The organism is Pseudomonas sp. P5_A12 (assembly GCF_056400685.1).
On sequence record NZ_JBFUKU010000158.1, the window covers coordinates 1 to 13,069 of the forward strand.

11 protein-coding genes, 1 tRNA gene and 1 pseudogene are annotated in these 13,069 nt (G+C 54.8%); all 13 read right to left on the reverse strand.

The window, feature by feature from the left end:
- Window positions 1-878 (reverse strand): annotated as a pseudogene (rpoB, locus tag AC1DSG_RS19585) (DNA-directed RNA polymerase subunit beta); the annotation flags it as partial.
- 220 nt (window positions 879-1,098) lie between these two features.
- Window positions 1,099-1,464 (reverse strand): 50S ribosomal protein L7/L12, encoded by a 366-nt coding sequence (gene rplL, locus AC1DSG_RS19590; protein WP_477792371.1) that lies wholly within the window; start codon window positions 1,462-1,464, stop codon window positions 1,099-1,101.
- A 75-nt stretch (window positions 1,465-1,539) separates the two neighbouring features.
- Window positions 1,540-2,040 carry a 50S ribosomal protein L10 gene (rplJ, locus tag AC1DSG_RS19595; RefSeq protein WP_452628342.1) on the reverse strand — a complete coding sequence of 167 codons (501 nt, stop codon included), beginning with the start codon at window positions 2,038-2,040 and terminating at the stop codon, window positions 1,540-1,542.
- Window positions 2,041-2,238: 198 nt separating this feature from the next.
- Complete coding sequence (gene rplA / locus AC1DSG_RS19600) at window positions 2,239-2,934, reverse strand: 50S ribosomal protein L1 (RefSeq protein ID WP_008041297.1); 696 nt, start codon at window positions 2,932-2,934, stop codon at window positions 2,239-2,241.
- Window positions 2,934-3,365, reverse strand: a complete 432-nt coding sequence (gene rplK, locus AC1DSG_RS19605; protein WP_007933726.1) for a 50S ribosomal protein L11 — start codon at window positions 3,363-3,365, stop codon at window positions 2,934-2,936. Before rplK ends, rplA begins: the two co-directional genes overlap by 1 nt.
- A gap of 117 nt (window positions 3,366-3,482) precedes the next feature.
- A complete protein-coding gene (gene nusG / locus AC1DSG_RS19610) occupies window positions 3,483-4,016 on the reverse strand; it encodes a transcription termination/antitermination protein NusG (protein WP_477792372.1) in 534 nt (177 codons plus the stop codon).
- A 9-nt stretch (window positions 4,017-4,025) separates the two neighbouring features.
- Complete coding sequence (gene secE, locus AC1DSG_RS19615) at window positions 4,026-4,394, reverse strand: preprotein translocase subunit SecE (protein ID WP_007896620.1); 369 nt, start codon at window positions 4,392-4,394, stop codon at window positions 4,026-4,028.
- A gap of 45 nt (window positions 4,395-4,439) precedes the next feature.
- A tRNA-Trp gene (locus AC1DSG_RS19620) sits at window positions 4,440-4,515 on the reverse strand.
- A gap of 53 nt (window positions 4,516-4,568) precedes the next feature.
- Window positions 4,569-5,762: an elongation factor Tu gene (gene tuf / locus AC1DSG_RS19625; protein ID WP_027924378.1), complete on the reverse strand. Its 1,194-nt coding sequence runs from the start codon at window positions 5,760-5,762 to the stop codon at window positions 4,569-4,571.
- Window positions 5,763-5,792: 30 nt separating this feature from the next.
- On the reverse strand, window positions 5,793-7,898 hold the full coding sequence (fusA, locus tag AC1DSG_RS19630) for an elongation factor G (RefSeq protein WP_223521829.1): 2,106 nt from the start codon (window positions 7,896-7,898) through the stop codon (window positions 5,793-5,795).
- Between the two features lie 30 nt (window positions 7,899-7,928).
- Window positions 7,929-8,399, reverse strand: a complete 471-nt coding sequence (gene rpsG, locus AC1DSG_RS19635) for a 30S ribosomal protein S7 (protein ID WP_002555493.1) — start codon at window positions 8,397-8,399, stop codon at window positions 7,929-7,931.
- A gap of 118 nt (window positions 8,400-8,517) precedes the next feature.
- Window positions 8,518-8,889 (reverse strand): 30S ribosomal protein S12, encoded by a 372-nt coding sequence (gene rpsL / locus AC1DSG_RS19640; RefSeq protein WP_002555494.1) that lies wholly within the window; start codon window positions 8,887-8,889, stop codon window positions 8,518-8,520.
- 216 nt (window positions 8,890-9,105) lie between these two features.
- On the reverse strand, window positions 9,106-13,069 hold a 3,964-nt coding region (rpoC, locus tag AC1DSG_RS19645), incomplete at its 5' end, for a DNA-directed RNA polymerase subunit beta' (RefSeq protein WP_477792373.1).

Sequence of the window (13,069 nt, forward strand, 5' to 3'; positions counted from 1 at the left end):
GGCACTTGCAGCTCTTTGATCCCGGCTTTTTCCAGCTGGTTGATGTGGCGAGCGGTGATACGACGACCTTGCTCGACAATAACCTTGCCYTTGTCATCCWGGATRTCCAGRACRGCAATYTCACCACGCRGGCGCTGAGGCACCAGTTCCAGGCTGAGGTTTTCACCTTGCACGTGGAAGACGTTGGTGGTGTAGAAAGCGTCCAGCACTTCTTCAGTGGTATAGCCCAGCGCGCGCAGCAGTACCGATGCAGGCAGCTTGCGACGACGGTCGATACGCACGAACACGCAGTCTTTCGGGTCGAACTCGAAGTCCAACCACGAACCGCGGTAAGGAATGATGCGGGCGGAGTACAGCAGTTTACCGGAGCTGTGCGTCTTGCCACGGTCGTGGTCGAAGAACACGCCCGGGGAACGGTGCAGCTGGGAAACGATTACACGCTCGGTACCGTTGATTACGAAGGTACCGTTCTCAGTCATCAGGGGGATTTCACCCATGTAGACTTCTTGCTCTTTAATGTCCTTGATCGCTTTGTTCGACGATTCTTTGTCGAAAATGATCAGGCGCACTTTTACCCGCAAAGGTACGGCGTAAGTTACACCGCGCAATACGCATTCTTTGACATCAAATGCCGGTTCGCCCAGGCGATAACCGACGTACTCCAGCGCAGCATTGCCGGAGTAGCTGATGATCGGGAAAACGGATTTGAAGGCCGCATGCAGGCCCACGTCGCGGAACTGATCTTTAGTCGCTCCCGCTTGCAAGAATTCACGATACGAATCCAGCTGGATGGCCAGGAGGTACGGCACATCCATGACGTCCGGCAACTTGCTAAAGTCCTTGCGGATACGTTTTTTCTCAGTATATGAGTAAGCCATCAGCGTTCCCCAGCTTGGTCACCTGCTTGTTTGGCCCCTCCCGACGGGAGCAGCCAGAAAATCGTGCAAACCCCATGGTTTGCGCCACCACATCGGGTGGTTACAGCTCGTTATCAGCACCGACCCAGTCGGCTGCCAATAACGGAAAAAGGCCGGTGGCAAGAGCCACCAGCCATCAGCCTTTCGCTTAACGCTCGGGCTGGAGGAGCAAAGTCGATGCTTACTTCAGCTCGACTTTAGCGCCTGCTTCTTCCAGAGTAGCTTTGGCTTTGTCACCGGCATCTTTCGATACGGCTTCCAGAACCATGGCAGGAGCGCCGTCAACTACAGCCTTGGCTTCTTTCAAGCCCAGGCCGGTCAGTTCACGTACTGCCTTGATCACGTTAACTTTCTTCTCGCCAGCTTCCAGCAGCATGACGTTGAATTCRGTTTGCTCTTCAACAACAGCGGCAGCAGCAGCTGGRCCAGCMGMKGCARCAGCAGCGGTAACGCCGAATTTTTCTTCGAAAGCTTTGATCAGCTCAACAACCTGGATAACCGACATTTCAGCTACGGCGTTGAGGATATCGTCTTGAGAGATAGACATGAATCTAATTCCTGAATTGGGGGACGGCCTACGCGACCATCGAAATAAACAAAAAACGCGAGAAGGAGACGAGCCTTAGGCTGCGACTGCTTCTTTTTGGTCGCGAATTGCCGCCAGAGTACGAGCCAATTTGCTGGTAGCGCCTTGAATCACGCTCATCAGCTGAGAAATTGCTTCGTCACGGGTCGGCAGAGTTGCCAGTACGTCGATTTGGTTAGCTGCGAGGAACTTGCCCTCGAACGCAGCTGCCTTGATCTCGAACTTGTCCTGACCTTTTGCGAATTCCTTGAAGATACGAGCAGCAGCGCCCGGATGTTCGTTGGAGAATGCAATCAAGGTCGGGCCGGTGAACACGTCGTTGAGAACACTGAATTCAGTGTCAGCAACAGCGCGCTTGAGCAGAGTGTTACGTACTACACGTACGAAAACGCCAGCTTCACGAGCCTCTTTACGGAGTCCGGTCATCGCGCCTACTGTTACGCCACGGGCATCAACCACGACAGCGGACAGAGCGACTTTGGCAGCCTCGTTGACTTCAGCGACGATGGCCTTCTTGTCTTCGAGTTTAATTGCCACGGGTTTAACTCCTGCTTGTTACCGTTTCATCCAACCGGAGTCGGATGTCGTTTTGGTGTCTGATTCGGTAAGGAACCGGGAGCACCATCTGCGTAGGCTTGAGGTTTAAGACTTACGTCGCCTACGGTCTTGGATAGCCCCCGCCAGGCAGGGACCCCAATCTTTCAATTGGCGCAATCGCTTGCGCCAACTTGTGTCTTACGCGTCGAGCGAGCTTTGGTCGATGACCAGACCTGGGCCCATAGTGGTGCTCAGGGTAACGCGCTTGACGTAAATGCCTTTCGAGGAAGCTGGTTTGATACGCTTCAGATCAGCGATCAGGGCTTCAACGTTTTCCTTCAGCTTGACGGCGTCGAAACCRATCTTGCCAACGGAAGTGTGGATGATGCCGTTTTTGTCGGTGCGATAACGAACCTGACCAGCCTTGGCGTTTTTAACCGCGGTAGCTACGTCTGGAGTTACGGTGCCGACTTTAGGGTTTGGCATCAGGCCGCGTGGACCGAGGATCTGACCCAACTGACCAACAACGCGCATTGCATCCGGGGATGCGATAACTACGTCATAGTTCAGGTCGCCGCCTTTCATTTCGGCAGCCAGATCGTCCATACCTACACGGTCAGCGCCGGCAGCCAGAGCGGCCTCAGCAGCTGGACCCTGGGTGAACACAGCAACGCGAACGGTCTTGCCAGTGCCGTGTGGCAGCACAGTAGCGCTACGAACAACCTGGTCAGATTTACGCGGGTCAACACCCAAGTTTACAGCAACGTCAAACGACTCGCTGAACTTGACAGTCGACAGCTCAGCCAGCAGAGCAGCAGCGTCTACAAAGTTGTAGGACTTGCCTGCTTCGATTTTGCCGGCGATAGCCTTTTGACGCTTGGTCAACTTAGCCATTACACACCCTCCACGTTAAGGCCCATGCTACGAGCAGAACCGGCGATAGTACGCACGGCTGCTTCCATATCAGCTGCAGTCAGATCCGCGTTTTTGGTTTTCGCGATTTCTTCCAGCTGAGCACGAGTCACGGTGCCAACCTTAACGGTGTTCGGACGAGCGGAACCGCTAGTCAGACCAGCAGCCTTCTTCAGCAGAACCGAAGCAGGGGTGGACTTGGTTTCAAAAGTGAAGCTACGGTCGCTGTAGACAGTGATGATCACTGGAGTCGGCAGACCTGGCTCAAGACCCTGAGTACGGGCGTTGAAGGCCTTGCAGAATTCCATGATGTTCACGCCGTGCTGACCCAGAGCAGGACCAACAGGTGGGCTTGGGTTAGCCTGAGCGGCTTTCACTTGCAGCTTGATGTAAGCGGTAATTTTCTTGGCCATGAGGCACTCCAATTACGGGTTCAAACGCCTCGAAAGGCTCCCCGGTTACTTGCGCGTTTATCCCAGTGACGACAAAACCCCACAGCCTAGGGCTGCGGGGTTGGGATGCTTGCTCAGCTAGACTTTTTCGACCTGGCTGAACTCTAGCTCTACCGGGGTAGAGCGACCGAAAATGAGCACTGCCACTTGGATCCGGCTCTTCTCGTAGTTAACTTCTTCAACCGTGCCAGTAAAATCAGCAAACGGCCCGTCGTTGACACGCACCGACTCACCTGGCTCGAACAACGTCTTCGGCTTCGGCTTGTCGCTACCATCAGCAACGCGACGCAGAATTGCTTCTGCCTCTTTATCAGTGATTGGTGCTGGTTTATCGGCAGTACCGCCAATGAAGCCCATCACCCGAGGAGTATCCTTGACCAAGTGCCAAGTACCCTCATTCATGTCCATCTGTACCAGCACATAACCTGGGAAGAACTTTCGCTCGCTTTTGCGTTTCTGGCCATTACGCATTTCAACCACTTCTTCAGTGGGAACCAGAATTTCGCCGAAGCCATCTTCCATGCCAGCCAGCTTTACGCGCTCTACCAACGAGCGCAWGACATGCTTCTCGTAACCGGAGTAAGCATGCACAACGTACCAACGCTTAGCCACGGGACACCCTTAGCCGACAATCAAGGAAACAAGCCAGCCGAGCAGGGAATCAAGCCCCCACAACAGCAACGCCATAACCAGAACAACAGCCACAACAATCAACGTGGTCTGCGTGGTTTCTTGGCGAGTTGGCCATACGACTTTACGAATCTCGGTGCGAGCTTCCTTAACCAGTACAAAGAAAGACTTGCCCTTAACTGTCTGCAGGCCTACAAAGGCAGCTACAGCAGCAATGACGAGCAATGCAAGTACGCGGTACAGGATCGGCGAAGCAGAGTAATACTGATTGCCAACAACGCCAACAACCACCAAAGCAACTACTACTAGCCACTTGAGCAGATCGAAGCGAGAGCCTTGAGCTTCAGCTTTAGGAGTCATCTATGAAGATCCTGTGAAAAGAAAGCCAGACACACCAAGTGAATCTGGCAGGTCAGGAGGGAATCGAACCCCCAACCTACGGTTTTGGAGACCGTCGCTCTGCCAATTGAGCTACTGACCTAAAACAAAATCAGGCCGACCATTATGCCGGCCCGAAAAAGACATTACAACAATTTACTCGATGATTTTGGCTACGACGCCAGCGCCGACGGTACGACCGCCTTCACGGATAGCGAAACGCAGACCATCTTCCATCGCGATGGTTTTGATCAGGGTAACAGTCATCTGAATGTTGTCACCTGGCATTACCATTTCAACGCCTTCTGGCAGCTCGCAGTTACCAGTCACGTCAGTAGTACGGAAGTAGAACTGTGGACGGTAGCCTTTGAAGAACGGAGTATGACGGCCGCCTTCTTCCTTGCTCAGAACGTAAACTTCTGCGGTGAACTTGGTGTGCGGCTTAACCGAACCCGGCTTAACCAGAACCTGGCCACGCTCAACRTCGTCACGCTTGGTGCCGCGCAGCAGCACGCCGCAGTTCTCRCCTGCACGACCTTCGTCGAGCAGCTTACGGAACATTTCAACRCCGGTGCAGGTGGTGACGGTAGTGTCACGCAGACCAACGATTTCCAGTGGATCTTGTACGCGAACGATACCGCGCTCGATACGACCAGTCACAACAGTACCGCGACCCGAGATCGAGAATACGTCTTCGATTGGCATCAGGAACGGCTTGTCGGTCAGACGAACTGGTTCTGGGATGTAGCTATCCAGAGTTTCAACCAGYTTACGAACGGCAGTGGTGCCCATTTCGTTGTCGTCTTTGCCTTCCAGAGCCATACGAGCCGARCCGATGATGATCGGAGTGTCGTCGCCYGGGAAGTCGTAAGTGCTCAGCAGATCGCGCACTTCCATCTCAACCAGTTCCAGCAGCTCAGCGTCGTCTACCAGGTCAGCCTTGTTCAGGAAAACCACGATGTACGGAACRCCTACCTGACGKGACAGCAGGATGTGCTCACGGGTTTGYGGCATCGGACCATCAGCGGCCGAGCAAACCAGGATCGCGCCGTCCATCTGGGCAGCACCAGTGATCATGTTCTTCACGTAGTCAGCGTGACCTGGGCAGTCAACGTGAGCGTAGTGACGAATCTTCGAGTTGTACTCGACGTGTGCGGTGTTGATGGTGATACCACGAGCTTTTTCTTCTGGYGCGCTGTCGATTTTATCGAAATCAACGATAGCCGAACCGAAAACCTCGGAGCAAACACGAGTCAGAGCAGCAGTCAGGGTGGTTTTACCGTGGTCAACGTGACCGATGGTGCCAACGTTGACGTGCGGTAGGGAACGATCAAATTTTTCTTTAGCCACGACAATTAACTCCTTGCCTAAAGGGCTGAATCAGCCTTGTTTTTTGGTAACAGTTTCGACGATGTGCGACGGAGCTGTATTGTATTTTTTGAATTCCATAGAGTAGCTTGCGCGACCCTGGGACATGGAACGAACGTCGGTCGCATAACCGAACATCTCGCCCAGCGGAACTTCGGCGCGAATTACCTTGCCGGAGACCGTGTCTTCCATACCCAAAATCATGCCGCGACGACGGTTAAGGTCGCCCATCACGTCACCCATATAGTCTTCAGGCGTAACAACCTCTACCGCCATGATCGGCTCAAGCAACTCACCACCGCCCTTCTGGGCCAGTTGCTTGGTCGCCATGGAAGCAGCCACCTTAAACGCCATCTCGTTGGAGTCGACGTCGTGGTAAGAACCATCGAACACGGTAGCCTTCAGGCCGATCAGCGGATAGCCGGCAACAACGCCGTTCTTCATCTGCTCTTCGATACCCTTCTGGATCGCCGGGATGTATTCCTTAGGAACCACACCACCCACGACTTCGTTCACGAATTGCAGACCTTCCTGACCTTCGTCAGCAGGAGCAAAACGAATCCAGCAATGACCGAACTGGCCACGACCGCCGGACTGACGAACGAACTTGCCTTCGATTTCACAGTTCTTCGTGATGCGCTCACGATAGGAAACCTGAGGCTTACCAATGTTGGCTTCGACGTTGAACTCACGGCGCATCCGATCAACCAGGATGTCCAGGTGCAGCTCGCCCATGCCGGAGATGATCGTTTGACCAGTCTCTTCATCGGTTTTGACGCGGAAAGATGGATCTTCCTGAGCAAGTTTGCCCAGAGCGATACCCATTTTTTCCTGGTCATCCTTGGTCTTAGGCTCTACGGCAACCGAAATAACCGGCTCCGGGAAGTCCATGCGAACGAGGATGATCGGCTTGTCAGCGTTGCACAAAGTCTCACCAGTGGTGACGTCCTTCATGCCGATCAAGGCCGCGATGTCACCAGCGCGCACTTCCTTGATTTCTTCACGGGCGTTTGCGTGCATTTGCACCATACGACCCACGCGCTCTTTCTTGCCTTTAACCGAGTTGATCACGCCGTCGCCGGAGGCCAACACGCCCGAGTAAACTCGAACAAAGGTCAAGGTACCCACGAATGGGTCGGTAGCGATCTTGAACGCCAGAGCCGAGAACGGCTCGCTGTCGTCTGCGTGACGCTCCATTTCCTTGGTCTCGTCATCCGGGTCAGTACCCTTGATGGCAGGAATGTCGGTAGGAGCCGGCAGGTAGTCGATAACGGCGTCGAGAACCAGGGGAACACCCTTGTTCTTGAAGGAAGAACCGCAAACAGCCAGAACGATCTCACCAGCGATAGTACGCTGACGCAGAGCGGCCTTGATTTCCGCGTTGGTGAGTTCTTCACCTTCGAGGTACTTGTTCATCAGCTCTTCGCTGGCTTCGGCCGCAGCCTCAACCATGTTACCGCGCCACTCGTTAGCCAATTCCTGCAGCTCAGCAGGGATAGGCTCGCGACGTGGAACCATGCCTTTGTCAGCATCGTTCCAGTAAACAGCTTCCATGGCCAACAGATCGATCTGACCCTGGAAATTGTCTTCGGAACCGATAGCCAACTGGATCGGCACCGGAGTGTGACCCAGACGCTGCTTGATCTGACCGATCACGCGCAGGAAGTTCGCACCAGCACGGTCCATCTTGTTTACGTAAACAAGACGTGGAACACCGTACTTGTTGGCTTGACGCCATACGGTTTCCGACTGAGGCTCCACACCCGAGGTGCCGCAGAACACAACTACCGCGCCGTCGAGAACACGCAGGGAACGCTCAACTTCAATAGTGAAGTCAACGTGGCCCGGGGTATCGATGACGTTGAAGCGGTATTGGTCCTTGTGCTGCTTCTCAGAACCCTGCCAGAAGGCGGTAATAGCAGCAGAAGTAATGGTAATACCACGCTCCTGCTCCTGAACCATCCAGTCTGTGGTCGCGGCGCCGTCATGCACCTCGCCCATCTTGTGACTTTTGCCAGTGTAAAAAAGGACGCGCTCGGTGGTGGTGGTTTTACCAGCATCCACGTGTGCAACGATACCAATGTTACGGTAGCGATTAATCGGTGTTGTACGAGCCATAAAGCCCTCGCAAAATTAGTGACGCTAAAATTAGAAGCGGTAGTGCGAGAAAGCCTTGTTGGCTTCAGCCATACGGTGCACGTCTTCACGCTTCTTAACTGCAGCACCTTTACCTTCAGCGGCGTCCAACAGTTCGCCAGCCAAACGCAGAGCCATAGACTTCTCGCCGCGTTTGCGGGCGAAGTCTACCAACCAGCGCATTGCCAGAGCGTTACGACGGGACGGGCGAACTTCGACCGGAACCTGGTAAGTAGCACCGCCTACACGGCGCGACTTTACTTCGACCAGCGGAGCGATGGCGTCGAGAGCTTTCTCGAAGATTTCCAGGGGATCGCTGTTCTTGCGTTCTTTAACTTTTTCCAGCGCGCCATAAACGATACGTTCGGCAACGGCTTTCTTGCCGCTTTCCATTACGTGGTTCATGAACTTGGCCAGGATCTGGCTGCCGTATTTTGGATCGTCAAGCACTTCGCGCTTGGCTGCTACGCGTCTTCTTGGCATGGATAAGCCCTCAAACGGTCTTCAGGTTCGCTCGGAATCGGTGCCCGTACGGGACGCCTCCGACCTTACTCTTATCGACTCAGAAAAATAGAAAATCAGTTTTTACAAAAAGCCGCTACTACTTAGGCTTCTTGGTACCGTACTTCGAACGACCYTGGTTACGACCTTTAACGCCGGAAGTATCCAAAGAACCGCGTACGGTGTGGTAACGAACACCTGGCAAGTCTTTTACACGACCGCCGCGGATCAGTACCACGCTGTGCTCTTGCAGGTTGTGGCCTTCACCGCCGATGTACGAGGAAACCTCGAAACCGTTGGTCAGACGCACACGGCATACTTTACGCAGTGCCGAGTTAGGTTTTTTCGGCGTGGTGGTATACACACGGGTGCATACGCCACGACGTTGCGGGCAGTTCTGCAGCGCAGGTACGTCGGATTTCTCGACGATACGCTTACGCGGCTGACGTACCAGCTGGTTGATAGTTGCCATCTACTAGCTCCACTGTTGTCTTGCGACGCTATTGTCTTGCAAGAAAAGCAAAATGGCAGGAACGAATTCCCGCCAAATTTAGGGGTACAAGAGTCTAAAGAGGATCTTGCCCCCAGTCAAGGCAAGGCCCCGATCTCTCCGCCCTTCAAACCTCGACAAATTGTCTCGATTCGATGAACGGAGCGGTCAGGGCCTTACGCTCATTTATCGCAGAACTCAGTTACCGCTAGAGTTCAGCGCTTCGGTCAGTGCAGCTTCCACTTCACTGGCGCTTACGCGCAACGGTTTGTCAGCATCACGGCGACGCTTACGCTCGCTGTGATAAGCCAGACCGGTACCGGCCGGGATCAGACGACCCACGACCACGTTTTCTTTCAGGCCGCGCAGGTAATCGCGCTTGCCGGTTACCGCCGCTTCGGTCAATACGCGAGTGGTTTCCTGGAAGGAAGCCGCCGAGATGAACGATTCGGTGGACAACGACGCCTTGGTGATACCCAGCAGTACGCGAGTGAACTTGGAAACGAATTTCTCGTCGCCAGCCAGACGCTCGTTCTCTACCAGAACGTGAGTCAATTCCATCTGGTCGCCCTTGATGAAACTGGAATCGCCAGACTCAGCGATTTCAACTTTACGCAGCATCTGACGCAGGATGGTCTCGATGTGCTTGTCGTTGATCTTCACGCCTTGCAGACGGTAAACGTCCTGGATCTCGTTCACGATGTACTTGGCCAGCGCACTCACACCCAGCAGACGCAGGATGTCGTGTGGATCGCTCGGGCCGTCGGAGATAACTTCGCCGCGGTTTACCTGTTCGCCTTCGAAGACGTTCAGGTGACGCCACTTCGGAATCAGCTCTTCGTACGGATCGCTACCGTCGTTCGGGGTAATGACCAGACGGCGCTTGCCTTTGGTCTCTTTACCGAACGCGATGGTGCCGCTGACTTCAGCCAGAATCGAGGCTTCTTTCGGACGACGAGCTTCGAACAAGTCGGCAACACGCGGCAGACCACCGGTGATGTCACGAGTCTTCGAAGTTTCTTGCGGAATACGAGCGATAACATCACCGATCGCGATTTTCGCACCGTCCGCTACACCGACCAAGGCGTTAGCAGGCAGGAAGTACTGAGCAATTACGTCGGTACCCGGCAGCAGGAGATCCTTGCCGTTGTCATCAACCATCTTCACAGCAGGACGGATATCTTTACCGGCAGCTGGACGGTCTTTGGCGTCGAGTACTTCAATGTTGGTCATACCGGTCAATTCGTCAGTCTGACGCTTGATCGTGATGCCTTCTTCCATGCCCACGTAGGTCACGGTACCTTTCATTTCGGTAACAATTGGGTGAGTGTGCGGATCCCACTTGGCCACGATTGCGCCAGCGTCGACCTTGTCACCTTCTTTAACCGAAATCACAGCACCGTACGGCAGCTTGTAACGCTCGCGCTCACGACCGAAGTCATCAGCGATCGCCAGCTCACCGGAACGGGACACAGCAACCAGGCAACCATCCACTCGCTCAACGTGCTTCAGGTTGTGCAGACGGACGGTACCGCCATTCTTCACCTGAACGCTGTCAGCTGCGGAGGTCCGGCTTGCCGCACCACCGATGTGGAACGTACGCATGGTCAGCTGGGTACCCGGCTCACCGATGGACTGGGCAGCGATAACGCCGACCGCTTCACCGATGTTCACCTGGTGACCACGAGCCAGATCACGGCCGTAGCACTTGGCGCAAATGCCGTAGCGGGTTTCGCAGCTGATCGGCGAACGCACGATCACTTCGTCGATGCTGTTCAGCTCGATGAACTCGACCCACTTCTCGTCTACCAGCGTACCGGCAGGAACGATGATTTCTTCAGTACCTGGCTTGAACACGTCACGGGCAATGACACGACCCAATAYGCGCTCACCCAACGGCTCAACAACGTCACCGCCTTCAATGTGCGGAGTCATTACCAGGCCATGTTCAGTGCCGCAATCGATCTCGGTCACAACCAGATCCTGCGCCACGTCTACCAGACGACGAGTCAGGTAACCGGAGTTCGCAGTTTTCAACGCGGTATCCGCCAAACCTTTACGAGCACCGTGAGTGGAGATGAAGTACTGAAGTACGCTCAAACCTTCACGGAAGTTCGCAGTAATCGGCGTTTCGATGATGGAACCGTCCGGCTTGGCCATCAGGCCACGCATACCGGCGAGCTGACGGATCTGCGCAGCAGAACCCCGTGCGCCCGAGTCGGCCATCATGTACATCGAGTTGAAAGACTCCTGGTCGACTTCGACGCCATGACGGTCGATGACTTTCTCTTTCGAGAGGTTGGCCATCATCGCCTTGGAAACTTCGTCGTTCGCCTTGGACCAAAGGTCGATCACTTTGTTGTACTTCTCGCCCTGGGTTACCAGGCCGGAGGCGTACTGACTTTCGATCTCTTTCACTTCGTCGGTAGCAGCACCGATGATGCGGGCTTTTTCATCCGGGATAACGAAGTCGTTAACACCGATGGAAACGCCGGAGATGGTCGAATAAGCAAAACCGGTGTACATCAACTGGTCAGCGAAGATCACGGTCTCTTTCAAACCAACCACGCGGTAGCACTGGTTGATCAGCTTGGAGATCGCCTTTTTCTTCATTGGCTGGTTGACGACGTCGTACGACAGGCCAGGCGGGACAACCTGGAACAGCAGCGCACGGCCGACGGTAGTGTCGACGATACGGGTGTTCTTGACGCTGCCACCATCACGATCGTTAACGGTTTCGTTGATCCGCACTTTGACTTTAGCGTGCAGTGCGGCTTCGCCGGCACGGAACACACGGTCAACTTCCTGCAGATCCGCGAACACACGACCTTCGCCCTTGGCGTTGATCGCTTCACGAGTCATGTAGTACAGACCCAATACAACGTCCTGCGACGGAACGATGATTGGCTCACCGTTGGCTGGCGACAGAATGTTGTTGGTCGACATCATCAACGCACGCGCTTCCAACTGGGCTTCCAGTGTCAGCGGTACGTGCACGGCCATTTGGTCGCCGTCGAAGTCGGCGTTGTACGCGGCGCAGACCAGCGGGTGCAGCTGAATAGCCTTACCTTCGATCAGTACCGGTTCAAACGCCTGGATACCCAGACGGTGAAGGGTCGGTGCACGGTTGAGGAGAACCGGGTGTTCACGGATCACTTCAGCGAGAACGTCCCAAACCTCTGGCAGCTCGCGCTCGACCATCTTCTTGGCAGCTTTGATGGTGGTAGCGAGACCACGCATTTCCAGCTTGCCGAAAATGAACGGCTTGAACAGCTCGAGAGCCATTTTCTTCGGCAGACCGCACTGGTGCAGACGCAGGGTCGGACCTACGGTAATTACCGAACGACCGGAGTAGTCGACACGCTTASCGAGCAAGTTCTGACGGAAACGACCTTGCTTACCCTTGATCATGTCAGCCAGGGATTTCAGAGGACGCTTGTTCGAACCGGTGATAGCGCGGCCACGACGACCGTTGTCGAGCAGTGCGTCGACGGCTTCCTGCAACATACGCTTTTCGTTGCGCACGATGATGTCCGGAGCGGACAGATCAAGCAGGCGCTTCAAGCGGTTGTTACGGTTGATCACTCGACGATACAGATCGTTGAGGTCGGAAGTCGCGAAGCGACCGCCATCCAGCGGGACCAGTGGACGCAGATCTGGCGGCAGAACCGGCAGAACGGTCAGCACCATCCACTCTGGAAGGTTGCCGGAACCCTGGAAGGCTTCCATCAACTTCAGACGCTTGGACAGCTTCTTGATTTTGGTTTCGGAGTTGGTTTGCGGAATTTCTTCACGCAGACGGCCAATCTCGTGTTCCAGATCGATAGCGTGCAGCAGCTCACGGACAGCTTCGGCACCCATGCGGGCATCGAAATCGTCGCCGAACTCTTCCAGCGCTTCGAAGTACTGCTCGTCGTTGAGCAGCTGACCTTTTTCAAGGGTGGTCATGCCTGGATCGATAACGACATAGCTCTCGAAGTAGAGAACGCGTTCGATATCACGCAGGGTCATGTCCATCAGCAAGCCGATACGCGACGGCAGCGACTTCAGGAACCAGATGTGAGCAACTGGCGAGGCCAGTTCGATGTGCGCCATGCGCTCACGACGAACTTTAGCCAGCGCGACTTCAACGCCGCACTTCTCGCAGATCACACCACGGTGC